This window comes from Pseudomonas sp. VI4.1 (genome assembly GCF_002029345.1).
Classification (GTDB): domain Bacteria; phylum Pseudomonadota; class Gammaproteobacteria; order Pseudomonadales; family Pseudomonadaceae; genus Aquipseudomonas.
Map to the genome: position 1 here is coordinate 1 of NZ_MULM01000127.1, position 18,476 is coordinate 18,476.

Consider the following 18,476-nt stretch of genomic DNA (forward strand, 5'->3'; position numbering starts at 1 on the left):
CCAGCGAAGGCGGCCTTGAGCCTTGCAGCGCCCATGAAGACGCCTTCGCTGGCAAGCCAGCTCCTACAGTTGATCGCGTTGCCCTGGATATTTTCGTACGTATAAGGAACACCGCTGTCATGACCGACGCCACGCACACGCAACTTCGCCCTTTGGCCGACACCTCGCCTTCGGCCATCGTCGCCGGCTTCATCGCGATGATGACCGGCTACACCAGCTCCCTGGTGCTGATGTTCCAGGCCGGGCAAGCGGCGGGCCTGACCAGCGGGCAGATTTCATCGTGGATCTGGGCGATCTCGATCGGCATGGCGGTGTGCTCTATCGGCCTGTCGTTGCGTTATCGCACGCCGATCACCATCGCCTGGTCGACCCCTGGCGCGGCCTTGCTGATTACCAGCCTGGGCGGCGTGAGCTACGGCGAAGCCATCGGCGCCTACATCACCTGCGCGGTGCTGGTGACGGTCTGCGGTTTGACCGGCAGCTTCGAGCGCCTGGTGAAAAAGATTCCGGCCTCATTGGCCGCGGCCTTGCTGGCCGGGATTCTGTTCAAGATCGGCAGCGAAATCTTTGTCGCCGCGCAACACCGCACCGCGCTGGTGCTGGGGATGTTCTTCACTTACCTGCTGGTCAAGCGCCTGTCCCCGCGATATGCGGTGCTGGCGGCATTGCTGATCGGCACGGCGCTGTCGGGTTTGATGGGGTTGCTGGATTTCAGCGGTTTCCATCTGGAACTGGCGACGCCGGTCTGGACCACGCCGCACTTCTCCCTGGCCGCGACCATCAGCATCGGCATCCCGCTGTTCGTGGTGGCGATGACGTCGCAGAACATGCCGGGCATCGCCGTATTGCGCGCCGATGGTTACACCGTGCCAGCCTCGCCACTGATCACCACCACCGGCATCGCCTCGTTGCTGCTGGCCCCCTTCGGCTCCCACGGGATCAACCTGGCGGCCATCAGCGCAGCGATCTGCACCGGGCCCCACGCCCATGAGGATCGCCAAAAGCGCTACACGGCAGCCGTCTGGTGCGGGATTTTCTACGGGATCGCCGGGGTATTTGGCGCCACGCTGGCGGCACTGTTTGCCGCATTGCCTAAAGAGCTGGTGCTGTCGATCGCCGCGCTGGCGCTGTTCGGGTCGATCATCAATGGCTTGAGCATTGCCATGAGTGAAGTGAAGGAACGTGAAGCGGCGCTGATTACCTTCATGGTCACGGCATCGGGATTGACGCTGTTTTCCATCGGGTCGGCATTCTGGGGGATTGTGGCGGGGGTGTTGACGCTGGTGATTCTGAATTGGCGTAAAGCCTGATCCTTGTAGGAGCGAGCTTGCTCGCGAAGAACCCGAGGACGACGCGTTCATCCAGACAGCACGCGTTATCGTTAACGTCCATCGCGAGCAAGCTCGCTCCTACAAAAAACACATAAAAAAACGGCGACCCTTGGGTCGCCGTTTTTCATGACATCAAGCTACCGGATTGATCGGCTTTTCCGGGTACCAGACGTCGATCAGCGGGCTGACAGTCGCTTCGGTCAGTTCGCTGCGGCCCTTGAGCCAGGCTTCAACAGCGGCACGCTGCTCTTCGGACACCGAGCCACGCTTCTGCAGGCAAACCAGACCGAAGTCGTCGCCGCCAACATAGCCCAGGCCGTTGGCTTCCATGGCTTCTTTGAGGAATGCGTCGAGGAAAGCATCAATGGCTTCATCAGCCAAATCTTCTTTGAAATCCAGGTTCAGCTCGAAACCCAGCTCTTGAAATTCATCGACGCACAGTTTTTTGCGCAGACGCTGGGAACGGTTAGTCGCCATTGGAACAATCCTCATAAGTAATAACGGGCGGCACTTTAGCAGTTTAAGCCGCCGATTGCCCGTCTCTCGGCGGCGCCACGCCTACCGTCGGTAAAAAATAGCGCAATTGAAGGCCTGGCACGGCACAAGCCGCTACAGCTTGGGGCATAATGCCGACACTTTCATGACCACTGAGGGAATTCATTTTCATGCCCTCGTCTTTTTCCCCTCGCCTGTAGGGTTTTATTGCACATGATCAAGTCTTTGCGCCCATTGTTGCTGGCCGGTTTACTGCTTCCCCTGGCCTTCCCCGTTTCCGCCGCGTCAATCAACACCGGGCTGTCGCCCAAGGTCGAAAAGGCCATCAAGGCCAGCAAAATGCCGAACAGCGCCCTGTCGCTGGTGATGATCCCGCTCAACGGCCCTGGCATCCCGACCATTTACAACGCTGACGTCTCGGTCAATCCGGCCTCGACCATGAAGCTGGTCACCACTTACGCGGCCCTGGAAATGCTCGGCCCGAACCATCAGTGGAAAACCGAGTTCTACACCGACGGCACCCTCAGCGGCGGCATCCTCAACGGTAATCTCTACCTCAAGGGCGGCGGCGACCCCAAGCTGAACATGGAAAAACTCTGGCTGCTGATGCGCGACCTGCGCGCCAACGGCGTGACGCAAGTCACCGGCGACCTGGTTCTGGACCGCAACTTCTTCATGCAACCGCAACTGCCCGAGTTCAACGACGACGGCAATGACGACAACAAGCCGTTCCTGGTCAAGCCCGACTCGCTGCTGGTCAACCTCAAGGCCCTGCGATTTGTCGCGCGCAACGACAATGGCCGGGTGCTGGTGTCGGTGGAGCCGCCGATCGCCAGCATTCGCATCGAAAACCAGGTCAAGGCGATCAATTCCAAGCAATGCACCGGGGGCGTTAGGTACAACCCGGTCACCCAGGCCGACGGCAGCGTGACCGTGACTGTCGGCGGCCAGCTGGGCGATGGCTGCAGCTCCCAGACCTACCTGTCGCTGCTCGACCACGCGACCTATACCGCGGGTGCGGTACGGGCGATCTGGAAGGAGTTGGGTGGCAGCATTCAAGGCAAGGATGTGCTGGCGCCAACCCCGAAAACCGCCAAGGTCCTGGCCCGCGCCTTCTCGCCGGACCTGGCGGAAATCATCCGCGACATCAACAAATACAGTAACAACACCATGGCCCAGCAGCTGTTCCTGAGCCTGGGCCAGAAATATCGCACCGACGCCGACGGTGACGACGCCAAGGCCGCCCAGCGTGTGGTACGGCAGTGGCTGGCGAAGAAAGGCATCACCGCGCCGCACCTGGTGATGGAGAACGGCTCCGGCCTGTCCCGTGCAGAGCGTGTGAGCGCGCGGGAAATGGCGGCCATGCTGCAAGCCGCATGGCGCAGCCCGTATTCCGCCGAGTTCATCAGCTCGATGCCGATTGCCGGCACCGACGGCACGATGCGCAAACGCCTGAAGACCACCGCAATGCGCGGTGAGGCCCACGTCAAGACCGGCACACTGAACACGGTACGGGCGATCTCCGGCTACAGCCGCGACATTAACGGCAATACCTGGGCGGTGGTGGCGATCCTCAACGACAAGGCACCGTTTGGCGCTTCCTCGGTGCTGGACCAGGTGCTGCTGGACTTGTATCGCCAGCCGAAACTGCCGGAAACGGCTTCGGTGTTGTAACAGACACCACGGATTCCCGGCGTAGGAGCAAGCTTGCTCGCGAAGGCGGTGTGTCAGTCGACATTAATGTTGAATGACACACCGCCTTCGCTGGCAAGCCAGCTCCTACAGGGGATATGCGTAAGGGGATGCGTACAGCCTTTAGTCCATCTCGCTTTCAACCCGGTCCCGCCCCGCCTGTTTCGCCGCATAAACCCCGGAATCCGCCCGCAGCAACAGCTCATCCGCCCCCTCCCCAACCCGCCAGCTGGCAATGCCGAAACTCGCGGTGACGATCCCGACGTCGTCGATCGGTGTGTTGCGCAACCCTTGCCACAACTCCAGCGCCAACACATGGGCCTGTTTGCCGTCGATACCGGGGCAGAGCACCATGAACTCCTCGCCACCCAGGCGACAGAACACGTCAGAGCGGCGCAGCCGATGGCCGATGCGCTCGCAGACTGCCTGCAACACCCGATCGCCCACGGCGTGGCCATGCTGGTCATTGATGCGCTTGAAGTGGTCGATATCGAGCATGATCACCGATAACTCGCCGCCACCACGCTCGACCCGGGCCATTTCGGTCGTCAGGCGTTCCTGGAAATAGCGGCGGTTGTGGATCCCGGTCAGGGAGTCCGTGACCGACAGCGCCCGCAGTTCTTCCTCGACCCGTTTCAGGTCGGAAATGTCCGAAATGTAGCCATGCCAGAGTACACCGCCGCCGGGCAGTTCCTCCGGGGTCGCCTCGCCACGGACCCAGCGCAGGCCGCGCACGGGCAATAGCACGCGATACTCTTCGCGCCACGGGCTGAGGGTGTCTGCCGACGCCCGGATCGAGGCGCGGACCCGGGTTGTGTCCTGGGGATGAATCCGGGTGAAAATCGTTTCGGCATTGAGCAACAACACGTCGGGTTCCAGCTCATAGATCTCACGGATCCCATCGCTGGCGTAAATCACACTGAAGCGCCCGTCGAACTCCATCTTGAATTGGTAGATGCCGCCGGGCACATGGGCGCTGAGCTTCTTCAGCAACAGGTCCCGGGCCGCCAGGGCCTCGTGGACCCGCTTGCGCTCGGTGATGTCGATGCAGATCGCCAGGTGGCCGACCCACAGGCCTTGCTCGTCGAGCACCGGGGTGGCCAGCATGTTCACCGTCAGATGGCTGCCATCGCTGCGCAACAGCGTCCACTCCCGCGCTTCGTGACCGCCCTCTTCACCGCCCTCGACCAACATCGCCTGGCAGGTCGGAATCGGCTTGCCGTAACGCGCGCTCAACTCCGCCGAGCGCGCCATGAGTTCACGGGGCAGGTGCAGGTTTTCCAGGGTCATATGGCCCACCGCCTGCGCGCTGGTGTAGCCGAGCATTTGCTCCGCACCGGCGTTGAACGTGCTGATGATGCCCCGCAGGTCGGTGGCGATGATCGCGACCTGCGTCGCGGCATCCAGCACGCCCCGCAGCTGGCCATGGGTGCCGCGCAGCTCCTGTTCACGGGCGCGCAGTTCGTGGGTGCGCTGTTCGACCATTTTCAACGCCCGCTGACGCTGACTGACCAGCACGTAAAGCAAGGCACTGAGCAACACACTGAGCAAACCGCCCAGCACCACCAGGCTGGTCACCGAAGAATGGTTGGCCTCCAGAAAAGCCTCGCTGGGCAGTATGTCGACCTGATAGTCGCGGTCGGCCATTCGCAGCAACCGGGTCGCCGACAATTCGCTGGTCGCCGGCGTATTGACCGATTCGAACAGCGCTTCGTGCTGATCGACTGTGGATAAGTCGAGGATGCGCACCGAGAGAAAATCATGATCCGCCTCGGGCAACCCGTCCGCCAGCAGCTGGCGCATGCTGATGACCGCCATCACATAGCCGTAGGGTTTGCCTGCCGCCGAACCCGCGCTGTTGCGTGACATCACTGGCGCCAACAGCAGCACACCGCGCGCATAAGCCGGTTCGATACTGATCAGGTGCAGCGGCTGCGACACCGCCATGCCGCCCAACGCATCCGCGCGCTCAAGTGTGGCGCGACGCAAAGGCTGGGCCAGCAAGTCATAACCCAGTGGCGAGCCGAGCCTGCTCCGGGTCTGGCTGAAGAGTACCGGCACGTACTCATCGCGCTCGGCCGCCAGTTGCAGCTGACCGTCGGCAACGAGTTCGCGGATGGTGAAATCAGGCAGCCCTTCGTCGCGCACCTGACGCTCGAATGCCGGCCGTTCGGTGCGGGTCACCCGCCGAGCGAACGAGTACGCCTGGGTTCGGTGAAGCAAAGGTTGGGTGTAACCGTCGAATTCCTCACGGGACACCGAGTCGGAATTGGCGAAGAACCGGCGCAGGCCATCGAGGCGCTGCACCTGGTCTTCGAAGCGTTCTTCGATACGGCTGTAACGCTCGCTGGCCAGCAGCTGGAAGCGTTGCCGCAATTGTTGATGAAACAGATTCAGCGTCGACCAGGCCAGCAATCCCGTGAGAATCCCGCCGACGAGCAACACCAGCAGCGCGACCAGCCAGGCCGAGACGTCTTCACTGATAAACCCCAGGATCTTTGGGCGCACGGCGTTCAACGACATAGACGCAACTCGAGACGCCAGGTGCGGAAAAGCCCATTGGCTACCTTGAGTTATAGCTATTAGCCACTAACTTCACCAGTCCTTGTAGGAGCGAGGTTTGCCCGCGAACCAGGCGCCGCGGTGTCGCTGTAACACCGCGTCATCGTTCTTCGCCGGCAAGCCTGGCTCCTACAGGTGTTCCAATCGATTCAAGCGTCAGCGCGCCATGATTTTCCAGGCGCGATGGATCTTGCCGTTACGGGCGAAATCCGGATCAATGGTCTGGGCGGTGATTTCCTCGACCGCGTAACGCTCGGCAAGGTTCTCCTCCAGGGTGAACTTGCGGAAGTTGTTGGAGAAGTACAACACCCCACCCGGTGCCAGCCGCGCCATGGCCAGGTCGATCAGTTGCACCTGGTCCCGTTGCACGTCGAAGATGCCTTCCATGCGCTTGGAGTTGGAGAAGGTCGGCGGGTCGATGAAGATCAGGTCGTACTCGTCACGGCAGGCGTCGAGCCAGACCATCACGTCGCCCTGCTCCAGCCGGTTCTTGTCGGAGAAGCCATTGAGCGACAGGTTGCGACGCGCCCAGTCCAGGTAGGTTTTCGACAAGTCGACGCTGGTGGTGCTGCGCGCACCGCCTTTTGCCGCATGGACGCTGGCGGTCGCGGTGTAGCAATACAGGTTGAGGAAGCGCTTGCCGGCCGCCTCTTTCTGGATTCGCATGCGCATCGGCCGGTGGTCAAGGAACAGCCCGGTGTCGAGGTAGTCAGTGAGGTTGACCAGCAGCTTCACGCCACCTTCGTTGACCTCGACGAACTTGCCCTGGGCCGCCTGGCGCTCGTACTGCTTGGTGCCGCTCTGACGCTCGCGACGCTTGACCACCACGCGGCTCTTGTCGATGTTCAACGCCTGCGGAATGGCGGCGAGGGCATCGAACATGCGTGCCGAGGCTTTTTCCGGGTCGATGGATTTCGGCGCGGCGTATTCCTGGACGTGGACCCAATCCTGATACAGGTCGATGGCCATGGAGTATTCCGGCATGTCGGCGTCATACACGCGATAGCAGTCGATGCCTTCACGCTTGACCCACTTGCCCAGGGCCTTGAGGTTCTTTTGCAGGCGGTTGGCAAACATCTGCCCGCCTTCGCTCAGGCGCGGTTGCTCGACCACCACCGGCGCCGGTTTGATCGGGTTGCCGTTCTTGTTGTACTTCTCATACTTGCCGGGTGCCACATCGTTGTCGGCAACCTCGACTTCGGCTTGCTCACGCTCAACCTGACGCTGTTCCGGGGTGCGTCGCTCGCCGGTGACGAACTGGTCTGGCGTGACCTTGATCAACAGCAATTTGCACGGCAAGGCGCCGTTCCAGAATGAATATTGTTTGTGGCTGCGAATCCCCATGCGCTTGCCCAGGTCCGGGGCGCCGGTGAACACGGCGGCTTCCCAGTTCAGGCAGGCCTGACGCAGACGTTCGCCGAGGTTCTGGTACAGGTAGAGCAAGCTCGCCTCGTCACCCAGACGTTCGCCGTACGGCGGGTTGCAGATCACCAGGCCTTTCTGGTTCTGGTCCGGACGCGGTTCGAAAGTACCGACTTCGCCCTGGTAGATCTTGATCCACTCGCTCAGGCCGGCGCGCTCGACGTTGTTGCGGCCCGGTTGAATCAGGCGCGGGTCGGCTTCGTAACCGCGAATCCACAGGGGTGGCTTGGCCAGGCCGGCTGCGCAACGCTCGGTGGCTTCCTCGTGAAGTTTTTTCCACAGCGCTGGCACGTGACCGAGCCAGGCGGTAAAGCCCCACTGTTCGCGACGCAGGTTCGGCGCCATGTCGGCAGCGATCATCGCCGCTTCCACCAGGAAGGTACCGACACCGCACATCGGGTCAGCCAGGGCGCCGCCGTCGGCAGCAATCCGTGGCCAGCCGGAACGGATCAGGATCGCCGCCGCGAGGTTTTCCTTCAACGGCGCCGCCCCCTGCTGCAAGCGATAGCCGCGCTGGTGCAGGCTGTGGCCGGAGAGGTCGAGGGAGAGAATCGCTTCGCCGCGATCCAGGCGCAGGTGAATGCGCAGGTCCGGGTTGAGCTTGTCGATGGAGGGACGGTCGCCCTGCGGGGTACGCAGTTTGTCGACGATGGCGTCCTTGACCTTCAGGGCGCCGAAGTGGGTGTTGTCGATCCCCGAGCCGTGACCGCTGAACTCGACGGCCAGGGTGCCGTCATTGAGCATGTGGTCTTGCCACTCGATATCGAGCACACCGTGGTAGAGGTCTTCGGCATCCTTCATCGGGAAACGCTTGAGCACCAGCAGCACCCGGTTCGCCAGACGCGACCACAGGCACAGGCGATAGGCGGTTTCCATGGTTGCCATGCCGCGCACGGCAGAGGTGTGCTCACGCGCTTCTTCAAGGCCAAGCCCGACGGCTTCCTCGATAAGCAGGCCTTCAAGGCCTTTGGGGCAAGTGAGGAAGAGTTCGAAACGATCGGACATGGGAATTCCAGAACCTTTAGCTGAGTGGACCGGCAACGCATTGCCGGCCCGGTTTTCAATCAGGCGCTTTTCTAAAAGAACGCCCGCGTGGCACGAAGGTGTGCCGTCCCACCGGTGCTGCTCCGGTCAAAGGAGCTTAGATGCACAGGTAGATAAAAAAGTTGAAGCAACAAAATGTCATAAATCGACCCTTCGTCGAATAATGCCCCGCGTAATGCGAGCCATTCTCAGCAAAGGATTAACCCCATCATCTAGCGCAGGGCCCGATCATACCGGGGTTTGACCAATCACAGGCGGACAAACATCGTGTTACTTATTGCCTTACCATCTTTATCGTTACGTCCTTATGACAAAACGATCATTCCCTCGATGTGACGCATTGGTTAGAACTCAACACAGGTTGACGTCGCAACGGTGTCAACACCTTGGCTCGCGACGCCGGCAGCGAGCCCCAACGGCAGGAGTTTTTCTGCCAGACCTCAATTGAGGTCGACGCGATACATACAGTCAACAAGTGAGGGCAACACCCTATGAGAAGACTTAAGCGTGATCCGTTGGAAAGAGCATTTTTGCGCGGATATCAATATGGCGTTGGTGGCAAATCCCGTGAGCTTTGCCCATTTACTCTACCGTCGGTACGCCAAGCCTGGATTAACGGCTGGCGAGAAGGACGCGGCGACAACTGGGACGGTATGACCGGCACTGCGGGAATCCACAGACTCAACGAACTTCACGCCGTCGGCTAAGACAGGGCACAACACTCCGACACGACAATCTGATTACGTAAAAACTTACCACGCACGCCCCATCCGGGCGGCGGGCTCCGGCCCAAGGGCTCCCTCGAGGAGCCCTTTTTTATGCCATCGCCTGTCGGACACCTTCCCCTGTAGGAGCCAGGCTTGCCGACGAAGAACGCTAACGCGGTACAACAGATACACCGCGGCGCCTGGTTCGCGGGCAAGCCTCGCTCCTACAGGGATCAGCGCAAGGCTGCTATGGCGTCCACGGACTCGCGAATCAACGCCGGGCCTTTATAGATGAAGCCGGAATACAGCTGCACCAGGCTCGCCCCCGCCGCGATTTTCTCGGCCGCGTGCTTGCCTTCGGTGATACCGCCCACGGCGATGATCGGCAAGCGACCTGCCAGTTCCGCCGCCAGCACTTTCACCGTGTGGGTGCTCTTCTCGCGAACCGGTGCGCCGGACAGGCCGCCCGCCTCGTCCCCGTACTCCATGCCTTCGACGCCGACACGGCTCAGGGTGGTGTTGGTGGCGATGACCGCATCCATCCCGGTTTCGATCAACGCTTGAGCGACCTGAACGGTTTCTTCGTCGGTCATGTCCGGGGCGATCTTGATCGCCAGCGGCACATGTTTACCGTGACGCAGAGCCAGTTCCGCCCGACGCGTGGCCAGGTCGGCCAGCAACTGCTTGAGCGAGTCGCCGAACTGCAGGCTGCGCAAGCCCGGGGTGTTCGGCGAGCTGACGTTGACCGTCACGTAGCTGGCGTGGGCGTAGACCTTGTCCAGGCAGATCAGGTAGTCGTCGACCGCACGCTCGACCGGCGTATCGAAATTCTTGCCGATATTGATCCCCAGCACGCCCTTGTACTTGGCCGCGGCCACGCGGGCCAACAGGTGATCGACGCCGAGGTTGTTGAAACCCATGCGGTTGATGATCGCCTCGGCTTCCGGCAGACGGAAAATCCGTGGCTTCGGGTTGCCGGGTTGCGGACGCGGGGTGATGGTGCCGATTTCGACAAAGCCGAAACCCAGCTGGGCAAAACCGTCGATGGCCGCGCCATTCTTGTCGAGACCGGCGGCCAGGCCCACCGGATTCGGAAAGTCCAGGCCCATGACGGTCACCGGCATTTTCGCCGGTGCCTTGCACAGCAAGCCGTTGAGGCCCAAACGCCCGCCCGCGCCGATCAGGTCCAGGGACAGATCGTGGGAGGTTTCCGGGGAAAGTTGGAACAACAGCTGACGGGCCAGGGTGTACATGGGCGGCTTTGACTCGATTGGCGGCGAAATGAGGCGGCGATTATAGCCGGGCATCGGGGGTGCAGGCGAGGCACGCGGCAAAAACAGCCGGCGATGGCATATGCCTTGCACCGTCACTGGCATCAGCACCCATGCCAACGGCGGGATGGGTCGAAAGACAAAGGCGTCGTCACCTGGTCTTGCTCTGGCAAAGCCGGTACGGCGCTTTTTTATGGAAGGTGTTTACCCATGATTGAAATTCCAGCCAACCCCCTGGCCTGGGTCCATGGCAGCGATGCCCCGGAAAAGACCGAGATCAACCTGGGCTTCATGGCCCTGAGCGACTGCGCTTCGGTGGTGGTCGCGGCCACCCAGGGATTCGCCCAACCCTATGGCCTGACCCTGAACCTCAAACGCCAGTCGTCGTGGGCCAATCTGCGGGACAAACTGGTCAGCGGCGAACTCGACGCCGCTCACAGCCTGTACGGCTTGATGTATGCGGTTCACTTGGGGATAGGCGGAGTGGCTGCGACCGACATGGCCGTGTTGATGGGCCTGAACCAGAACGGCCAGAGCATCAACCTGTCCCATGGCTTGCAGGCCCTTGGCGTGACCAGTCCTGAAGCACTGGAGCGGCACGTGCACCAAAGTCGCCCAAAACTCACCTTTGCCCAAACGTTTCCAACCGGCACCCACGCCATGTGGCTGTATTACTGGCTGGCCAGCCAGGGCATCCACCCGTTGCACGACGTCGACAGCGTCGTGGTGCCGCCGCCGCAAATGGTCGCGCACCTGCAAGCGGGACGCATCGACGGCTTTTGCGTTGGCGAACCCTGGTCCGCCAGTGCGGTGAAGCAGAATCTCGGTTTTACCATGGCGACGACGCAAACCATCTGGCCCGATCACCCGGAAAAAGTCCTCGGCTGCACCCGCACCTTCGTCGAGCAATACCCCAACACCGCACGGGCGCTGGTGATGGCGATCCTGGAGGCCAGCCGCTTCATCGAAGCCAGCACCGAGAATCGCCGCGGCACCGCCCAATTGCTCAGCGCGGCGCAATACCTGGACGCGCCACTCGACTGCATCGAACCGCGCTTGCTCGGCGACTATGCCGATGGCCTCGGCAATCGCTGGCAGGACCCGCACGCTCTGCGCTTGCATGGCGCTGGCGAGGTCAACTTGCCTTACTTGTCCGACGGCATGTGGTTCATGACCCAGTTCCGCCGCTGGGGCCTGTTGCGCGACGATCCGGATTATCTCGGCGTGGCGCGTCAGGTGCAGCAACTAGACTTGTACCGAGAGGCCGCCACTGCAGTCGGGGTCGCCGTCGGCAGTCAGCCGATGCGCAGCAGCCAGTTGATCGACGGCAAGGTCTGGGACGGCTCGGACCCTGCCGGCTATGCCCGCAGCTTCAAGCTACATGCCATGAGCGACAGCTCACCGCTTTTCGCCAGCCGCTGACAGGAGACTGCAAATATGTTGCGAATCCTGCTGATCAACGACACCGCGAAGAAAGTCGGTCGCCTGAAAGCGGCCCTGACCGAAGCCGGGTTCGAAGTAATAGACGAATCAGGCCTGACCATCGACTTGCCCGCGCGCGTCGAAACGGTGCGTCCGGACGTGATCCTGATCGATACCGAGTCACCGAGCCGCGATGTCATGGAGCAAGTGGTGCTGGTAAGCCGCGATCAACCGCGGCCGATCGTGATGTTTACCGACGAGCATGACCCGGACGTGATGCGCCAGGCGATCAAGTCCGGGGTCAGTGCCTATATCGTCGAAGGCATTCACGCACAACGCTTGCAGCCGATTCTCGACGTCGCCATGGCGCGCTTTGAAAGTGACCAGGCCCTGCGTGCGCAACTGCACGCCCGGGACCAGCAACTGGCCGAGCGCAAGCGCATCGAGCTGGCCAAGGGGTTGCTGATGAAGATGAAGGACTGCAACGAGGAACAGGCCTACACCCTGATGCGCCGCCAGGCCATGAGTCGCCAGCAGAAGCTGATTCAGGTGGCGGAGCAGATTATTGCGATGAGTGAGTTGCTGGGCTGAAGGCTTATGGCGCCTGTCAGGGCGCCTTCGCGGGCAAGCCTCGCGCCTACAGGATGGCGTCGAATTCAATAGGGTGAACGACACAAATCCCGTAGGAGCGAGGCTTGCCCGCGAACAGCAGCAACCCGGCCTCAGAGTGTTGGCACAGATCTCGCTAGGTAATCACCACAGGTAACCAACGGCGGTTGCCCCACCTACGACAAAGACGTCGCTCACCCCATTCGCTCCTGGCGAATCGGGTGGCGGCGTTTTTTTTGTTTTGGCCCCGCAGCCCGGGGCCGGTGGTGCGGCCGCATGCGGCGCCCCACTTGCAAGCTCATGACTCCTTCTCGAGACGACTAACAGCTGAGGTGCGCGATGAATTCAAGCTTCTGGAAATCCGGCCATACCCCGACCCTGTTCGCGGCCTTCCTCTATTTCGACCTGAGTTTCATGGTCTGGTACCTGCTCGGCCCGCTGGCGGTGCAGATCGCCGCCGACTTGCAATTGACCACCCAACAACGCGGGCTGGTGGTCGCCACGCCTATCCTGGCCGGGGCTATCCTGCGCTTTGTGATGGGCCTGCTGGCTGACCGCCTGTCGCCCAAGACCGCCGGCCTGATCGGCCAGGTGATTGTCATCTGCGCGCTGTTCGTCGCCTGGAAACACGGGATTCACAGTTATGAACAAGCGCTGCTGCTGGGCCTGTTCCTCGGCATGGCCGGCGCCTCCTTCGCCGTGGCGCTGCCGCTGGCCTCGCAGTGGTACCCGCCGCAGCATCAAGGCAAAGCCATGGGCATCGCCGCGCCGGCAACTCGGGCACCGTCCTCGCCGCCCTGATCGCCCCGGTGCTGGCCGCTTCGTTTGGCTGGAGCAACGTGTTCGGCTTCGCCCTGATTCCGTTGATCCTGACCATCATCACCTTTGCCTGGCTGGCCAAGAACGCCCCGGAACGGCCGAAGGCCAAGTCCGTGTCCGACTACTTCAAGGCCCTGGGCGACCGCGACAGCTGGTGGTTCATGTTCTTCTACAGCGTGACCTTCGGCGGCTTCATCGGCCTGGCCAGCGCCCTGCCTGGCTACTTCAACGACCAGTACGGCCTGAGCCCGGTGACCGCCGGTTATTACACTGCGGCCTGCGTGTTCGGTGGCAGCCTGATGCGTCCGTTGGGCGGTGCCCTGGCCGATCGTTTCGGCGGGATTCGCACACTGTTGGCGATGTACACCGTGGCCGTGATCTGCATTGCGGCAGTAGGCTTCAATCTGCCGAGTTCCTACGCCGCCTTGGCGCTTTTCGTCTGCACCATGCTCGGCCTGGGTGCGGGTAATGGCGCGGTATTCCAGCTGGTTCCGCAGCGCTTCCGTCGGGAAATCGGCGTGATGACCGGCTTGATCGGCATGGCCGGCGGTATCGGTGGCTTCGCGCTGGCGGCCGGCATGGGTGCGATCAAGCAAAGCACCGGCAGCTATCAGCTGGCACTGTGGTTGTTCGCCAGCCTCGGGGTCCTTGCCTGGTTCGGCCTGCACGGGGTGAAACGTCGCTGGAGAACCACCTGGGGTTCGGCGGCCGTCACCGCTGCACGGGTGTGAGGGCGCAATGAGCCTGCAATTGAGTTTCGCCGAAGCGAGCGCCATCGGCCCTCGCGAGGAGAACCAGGACGCCCTGCGCCTGGTCACTCCGACCCCGGCGCTGGCGGCGAGCAAAGGTTACTGTTCGCCATCGCCGACGGCGTCAGCCAGTGCGCCGATGGCGGCCTGGCCGCCCGCTCGACCTTGCAGGCCCTGGCGCTGGACTACTACGCCACCCCGGAAACCTGGGGTGTCGCCCAGGCGCTGGATCGCTTGTTGCTGGCACAGAATCGCTGGTTGCAGGCCAACGGTGGAGGGCAACCCTTGCTCACCACGGTCAGCGCTTTGGTCGTGCGCGGCAGGCGCTTCACCCTGGCCCATGTCGGCGATTGCCGGGTCTATCGCTGGCACGCCGACGCGTTGCAACGGGTGAGCGAGGATCATGTCTGGGACCAGCCGGGCATGCAGCATGTACTCAAACGGGCGCTGGGGCTGGATCAGCACCTGGTGCTGGATTTTCTCGAGGGTGAATTGCGCGTCGACGAGAGCTTCGTGCTGCTCAGCGATGGGATCTGGGCCGTGCTGGGCGATACCGCGATTGCGGCGATCCTGCGCGATCAGCCCGATCTGCAAAGCGCCGCGCAGACCCTGGTCAGCGCGGCGCATCTGGCCGGCAGCCAGGACAATGCCAGCGCCTTGCTGGTGCGGGTCGATGCCTTGGGTGAAACCAGCATCGGCGACGCCTTGATTCATTTGCGGCAATGGCCGCTGCCGCCCGCGCTGAAACCGGGCCAGGCCTTCGAGGGCTGGCAGGTCGAAGGAATACTCGGGCAGAGCCAGCAATCGCTGCTGTATCGGGTTCGCGACGGGCAACAACAGCCCTGGCTATTGAAAACCTTGCCCGGCGCGTTGCGCGATGACCACCTGGCCGGACAAGCGTTGCTATCGGAGGAATGGTTTCTCAAGCGCGTCGCCGGACGGCACTTCCCTGAAGTCCACGCCGCCAGCCAGCGTCAGCATTTGTACTACGTGATGCGTGAATACTCGGGGACGACTCTGGCGCAACTGCAGGAAAAAGCCGGACCGCTGCCCTTGGCCCAATGGCTGGACCTGGCCGAACGCCTGCTGCGGGCGGTGGGCATGCTGCACCGACGGCAAATTTTCCATCGCGATATCAAACCGGAGAACCTGCTGCTGGGGGACGACGGTGAGTTGCGCCTGCTGGACTTCGGCCTCGCCTACTGCCCCGGCCTGTCCGAAGACCAGCCCTCGACCCTGCCCGGAACGCCCAGTTACATCGCGCCGGAAGCCTTTGGCGGGGGCGCACCGACACCGCAACAGGATCTGTATGCCGTGGGCGTGACCTTGTATTTCCTGCTCACCGGGCACTATCCCTATGGCGAAATCGAAGCGTTCCAGCGCCCGCGATTTGGCGTGCCGGTCAGTGCCAGCCGCTACCGACCCGACCTGCCGGAATGGATCGCACAAAGCCTGGACCGCGGCGTTGCGGCGGATCCGGATCAGCGCTTTGAAACGGCGGAAGAATGGTTGCTGCTATTGGAACAGGGCGAGCGGCGCAGCCTGAGCGTGCGGCCCAGACCCTTGCTGGAGCGCGAGCCGCTGAAGGTCTGGCGGACCTTGGCGCTGGTGTCGTTGGTGGTGAATCTGGTGTTGTTGGTGTTGGTGTTCCACTGTTCCTGATGTCATCACGCCCCTCGCCACAGGCTTCATATGCCCCACGACCGAGCGACCCGCCTCGAATCGGTGCACAAACATTGAAGCTGGTCCTGAATTCCCGCTCGAAGCCCGCTAATACCGCGCATTTCGCCACTTGGCACAACCACTGCATTACCTTTCTCAACTGACATAAAGCCCAACCTTCAACGACGAAGGCTGCGCTGCCCGAGAGAACGGGATAAAGGACAAAGGCGTCCTCGCCAGGCAACTGGCGGGATGCCTTTTTTTTTTTGCGCAAAATTTGTCGAGCAAGACCTGAAAGCCCCGACGGGGCAGGTCGGAGCTCCCCGGAGAATCCGATGAAAAAGCTGAAACTGGTGATGATCGGCAACGGCATAGCCGGGGTTCGCACCCTGGAAGCATGCGCCTTGAACCTGTGCAATTGCCTTGGAGCTGTTCGCCCACATTGCGGGCTATGTTCAACAGCACTCTGAGACCCTGTGACCGCTTTGGAGGCGTTTCCCTGTGCAAGCCCTAATATCCAGGCCGCAAACACTCCACGCGACCTATACGCGCCTCCAGCGCCGTCGCACAGGATCAGCAACTAGTGAATGAGAGAGGTCAATGCCCGGGCTCAACGACAGCGCGGTATTTGGCCTGTGACGATCCCCGGCGAACCGTTCGCCGTCAACCCGTGAGGAAAAACACTATGAGCGCAAAAGTCTGGCTGGTGGGTGCGGGTCCTGGCGACCCGGAATTGCTGACCCTGAAAGCGGTACGGGCACTGCGAGAAGCGGATGTGGTGCTGATCGATGATCTGGTCAATCCCGCGGTGCTGGAACATTGTCCCCAGGCGCGGATCATTCCCGTGGGCAAGCGCGGCGGCTGTCGCTCCACGCCCCAGGCGTTCATCCATCGCCTGATGCTGCGGTATGCCCGCCAGGGTAAATGCGTGGTGCGGCTCAAGGGTGGCGATCCGTGCATTTTTGGCCGGGGCGGTGAAGAGGCGCAGTGGTTACGCGAACGTGGCGTCGAGGCGGAGCTGGTCAATGGCATCACGGCCGGGCTTGCCGGTGCGACGCAGTGCGATATTCCGTTGACGCTGCGCGGCGTTGCGCGGGGCGTGACGCTGGTCACTGCCCATACCCAGGATGGCAGCAGCCTGAACTGGCAAGCCTTGGCCCAGGGCGGCACGACGCTGGTGATCTACATGGGCGTAGCGAAGCTGAGCGAGATCCGCGAGCAGCTGCTGGCCGGCGGCATGGCGGCGGATATGCCGGTGGCGATGATTGAAAACGCGTCACTGCCGCATCAGCGGGAATGTCGGAGCGATCTGACGGCCATGGAGGGAGATGCCTGCGCCTTTGAGTTGAAGAGCCCGGCGATCCTGGTGATCGGTGCTGTGGCGGCGTGTGATGAGATGAAAAGAGCGGCAGCCCCTGCATCGGTTCGGCGTGCATCCTTGTAGGCGCTGTGGCGGCTTGGGGAGATCAAAAGATCGCCGCCAACCCCCCAAACCGCCAACCGCCAAACCAAGGTTGAAACCCCAAATCGCAGGCAAAGAAAAGCCCGGCCTAAGCCGGGCTTTTCAGAGCTGCGAGCTAATTACTTAGCTTGAGCTTCAACCTGCGCTTCTACGCGACGGTTTACAGCACGGCCAGCTTCAGTAGCGTTGTCGGCAACTGGGCGGGATTCGCCGTAGCCAACAGACTGAACGCGGGACGATTCAACACCGTACTGGTTGGTCAGAACTTGCTTAACGGCGTTCGCACGACGCTCGGACAGTTTCTGGTTGTAAGCGTCAGGACCGACGGAGTCAGTGTGACCTTCAACAGTGGTGCTGGTCGATGGGTACTGCTTCATGAAGTCAGCGAGGTTCTTGATGTCGCCGTAGCTGTTAGGCTTGACTACCGACTTGTCGAAGTCGAACTTCACGTCCAGCTCAACACGAACAACTTCAGCAACTGCCGGGCAGCCATCAGCGTCAACAGTTACGTTGGCTGGGGTATCCGGGCACTTGTCAACGTTGTCGCACACGCCATCGTTGTCGCTGTCGGAGCAGACTTCAGCCGGAGCTGGAACTGGAGCAGCAGCAGGCTTGGAGCCGCCACCGAAGTTCACACCGATACCGACGCTTGGAGCCCACTCGGTGTCGCCCTGGTCGATGTTGTATTGAGCTTCAACGCCAGCACGGGCGTAGAAGTTCTCGGTGAAGTACAGCTTGGCACCGCCGCCAACGTTGGCGAAGGTGGAACGGTTGCGACCGTTCGAGCCGTTCTGATCAATGCTCTGATCGGAGAAGCCAGCCGAGACGTACGGACGGACCATGTCGCCTGGGTTGTTGAAGTGGTACAGAGCGTCCAGAGCGGTGTTGGCGCCCTTGATGTTCTGGCCGGAGTCAGAACGAACGTTGTGCACTTCGTCGTAAGCCAGACGCAGTTCAACGTCGTCGGTCAGGAAGTAACCTACGGAACCGCCGAACAGGTTGCCGTTGTTCTTGAAGTTACGAGCGCTGTCGAATTGTTCTTTCTTTGCGAAGCCTTCGATTTCAACTGCGCCTTGGCCTTGTGCCAGAGCGCCGAACGAAGTGGCGGCAATCAAAGAACCAATGGCCAAGCCCAAGGTGTTTTTCAGTTTCATCCGTTAAATCCCCATCTGGTGATTGTGAAGCAGTCCCGCAAACCGGGGGACAACTCGGCGGCAAGTCTATCAGAA

12 protein-coding genes and 2 pseudogenes are annotated in these 18,476 nt (G+C 61.6%); 9 read left to right on the plus strand and 5 right to left on the minus strand.

Annotated elements, in window-relative coordinates:
- Positions 1–119 precede the first annotated feature (119 nt).
- Positions 120–1,310 carry a benzoate/H(+) symporter BenE family transporter gene (locus tag BZ163_RS09055; RefSeq protein WP_128870624.1) on the plus strand — a complete coding sequence of 397 codons (1,191 nt, stop codon included), beginning with the start codon at positions 120–122 and terminating at the stop codon, positions 1,308–1,310.
- Positions 1,311–1,463: 153 nt separating this feature from the next.
- Here BZ163_RS09055 and BZ163_RS09060 read toward each other — a convergent pair whose 3' ends face one another.
- Positions 1,464–1,808, minus strand: a complete 345-nt coding sequence (locus BZ163_RS09060; protein WP_007896965.1) for a YggL family protein — start codon at positions 1,806–1,808, stop codon at positions 1,464–1,466.
- A 231-nt stretch (positions 1,809–2,039) separates the two neighbouring features.
- Between BZ163_RS09060 and dacB the strand changes: the two genes are divergently transcribed.
- Entirely contained in the window at positions 2,040–3,500 is a 1,461-nt protein-coding gene (gene dacB, locus BZ163_RS09065) for a D-alanyl-D-alanine carboxypeptidase/D-alanyl-D-alanine-endopeptidase (RefSeq protein ID WP_128870625.1), read from the plus strand.
- A 141-nt stretch (positions 3,501–3,641) separates the two neighbouring features.
- Here the strand turns inward: dacB and BZ163_RS09070 are convergent, their stop codons facing one another.
- Together BZ163_RS09070 and rlmKL are read right to left on the minus strand one after the other, a co-directional pair.
- Positions 3,642–6,041, minus strand: coding sequence for a GGDEF domain-containing protein (locus BZ163_RS09070; protein WP_128870626.1), 2,400 nt, complete (start codon positions 6,039–6,041; stop codon positions 3,642–3,644).
- Between the two features lie 195 nt (positions 6,042–6,236).
- Complete coding sequence (gene rlmKL, locus BZ163_RS09075; protein WP_128870627.1) at positions 6,237–8,507, minus strand: bifunctional 23S rRNA (guanine(2069)-N(7))-methyltransferase RlmK/23S rRNA (guanine(2445)-N(2))-methyltransferase RlmL; 2,271 nt, start codon at positions 8,505–8,507, stop codon at positions 6,237–6,239.
- Between the two features lie 530 nt (positions 8,508–9,037).
- Between rlmKL and rmf the strand changes: the two genes are divergently transcribed.
- Entirely contained in the window at positions 9,038–9,253 is a 216-nt protein-coding gene (gene rmf / locus BZ163_RS09080; protein WP_003223300.1) for a ribosome modulation factor, read from the plus strand.
- Positions 9,254–9,486: 233 nt separating this feature from the next.
- Here rmf and BZ163_RS09090 read toward each other — a convergent pair whose 3' ends face one another.
- Positions 9,487–10,506, minus strand: coding sequence for a quinone-dependent dihydroorotate dehydrogenase (locus BZ163_RS09090; protein ID WP_128870628.1), 1,020 nt, complete (start codon positions 10,504–10,506; stop codon positions 9,487–9,489).
- Between the two features lie 228 nt (positions 10,507–10,734).
- On the opposite strand from BZ163_RS09090, the gene BZ163_RS09095 reads away from it, so the two are divergent.
- From BZ163_RS09095 to cobA, 6 genes and pseudogenes are all read left to right on the plus strand, one after another.
- The gene (locus tag BZ163_RS09095; protein WP_128870629.1) at positions 10,735–11,946 is read left to right on the plus strand and encodes a CmpA/NrtA family ABC transporter substrate-binding protein; all 1,212 of its coding nucleotides are present in this window, start codon (positions 10,735–10,737) and stop codon (positions 11,944–11,946) included.
- Between the two features lie 15 nt (positions 11,947–11,961).
- Positions 11,962–12,537: an ANTAR domain-containing response regulator gene (locus BZ163_RS09100; protein WP_128870630.1), complete on the plus strand. Its 576-nt coding sequence runs from the start codon at positions 11,962–11,964 to the stop codon at positions 12,535–12,537.
- A gap of 357 nt (positions 12,538–12,894) precedes the next feature.
- Positions 12,895–14,105: pseudogene (locus BZ163_RS09105) on the plus strand (nitrate/nitrite transporter).
- A gap of 7 nt (positions 14,106–14,112) precedes the next feature.
- A pseudogene (locus tag BZ163_RS09110) lies at positions 14,113–15,785 on the plus strand (protein kinase).
- 335 nt (positions 15,786–16,120) lie between these two features.
- Positions 16,121–16,255 (plus strand): hypothetical protein, encoded by a 135-nt coding sequence (locus BZ163_RS35500; protein ID WP_256578976.1) that lies wholly within the window; start codon positions 16,121–16,123, stop codon positions 16,253–16,255.
- 215 nt (positions 16,256–16,470) lie between these two features.
- A complete protein-coding gene (gene cobA / locus BZ163_RS09115) occupies positions 16,471–17,229 on the plus strand; it encodes a uroporphyrinogen-III C-methyltransferase (RefSeq protein WP_128870631.1) in 759 nt (252 codons plus the stop codon).
- A 137-nt stretch (positions 17,230–17,366) separates the two neighbouring features.
- Here cobA and BZ163_RS09120 read toward each other — a convergent pair whose 3' ends face one another.
- On the minus strand, positions 17,367–18,401 hold the full coding sequence (locus BZ163_RS09120; protein WP_128870632.1) for an OmpA family protein: 1,035 nt from the start codon (positions 18,399–18,401) through the stop codon (positions 17,367–17,369).
- Between the last annotated feature and the right edge of the window lie 75 nt (positions 18,402–18,476).

Excerpts from the sequence above, each read along its gene's own strand:
- BZ163_RS09055 (WP_128870624.1), top strand. The coding sequence starts at position 120 with ATGACCGACGCCACGCACACGCAACTTCGCCCTTTGGCCGACACCTCG.
- BZ163_RS09060 (WP_007896965.1), bottom strand. The coding sequence starts at position 1,808 with ATGGCGACTAACCGTTCCCAGCGTCTGCGCAAAAAACTGTGCGTCGAT.
- dacB (WP_128870625.1), top strand. The coding sequence starts at position 2,040 with ATGATCAAGTCTTTGCGCCCATTGTTGCTGGCCGGTTTACTGCTTCCC.
- BZ163_RS09070 (WP_128870626.1), bottom strand. The coding sequence starts at position 6,041 with ATGTCGTTGAACGCCGTGCGCCCAAAGATCCTGGGGTTTATCAGTGAA.
- rlmKL (WP_128870627.1), bottom strand. The coding sequence starts at position 8,507 with ATGTCCGATCGTTTCGAACTCTTCCTCACTTGCCCCAAAGGCCTTGAA.
- rmf (WP_003223300.1), top strand. The coding sequence starts at position 9,038 with ATGAGAAGACTTAAGCGTGATCCGTTGGAAAGAGCATTTTTGCGCGGA.
- BZ163_RS09090 (WP_128870628.1), bottom strand. The coding sequence starts at position 10,506 with ATGTACACCCTGGCCCGTCAGCTGTTGTTCCAACTTTCCCCGGAAACC.
- BZ163_RS09095 (WP_128870629.1), top strand. The coding sequence starts at position 10,735 with ATGATTGAAATTCCAGCCAACCCCCTGGCCTGGGTCCATGGCAGCGAT.
- BZ163_RS09100 (WP_128870630.1), top strand. The coding sequence starts at position 11,962 with ATGTTGCGAATCCTGCTGATCAACGACACCGCGAAGAAAGTCGGTCGC.
- BZ163_RS35500 (WP_256578976.1), top strand. The coding sequence starts at position 16,121 with ATGAAAAAGCTGAAACTGGTGATGATCGGCAACGGCATAGCCGGGGTT.
- cobA (WP_128870631.1), top strand. The coding sequence starts at position 16,471 with ATGAGCGCAAAAGTCTGGCTGGTGGGTGCGGGTCCTGGCGACCCGGAA.
- BZ163_RS09120 (WP_128870632.1), bottom strand. The coding sequence starts at position 18,401 with ATGAAACTGAAAAACACCTTGGGCTTGGCCATTGGTTCTTTGATTGCC.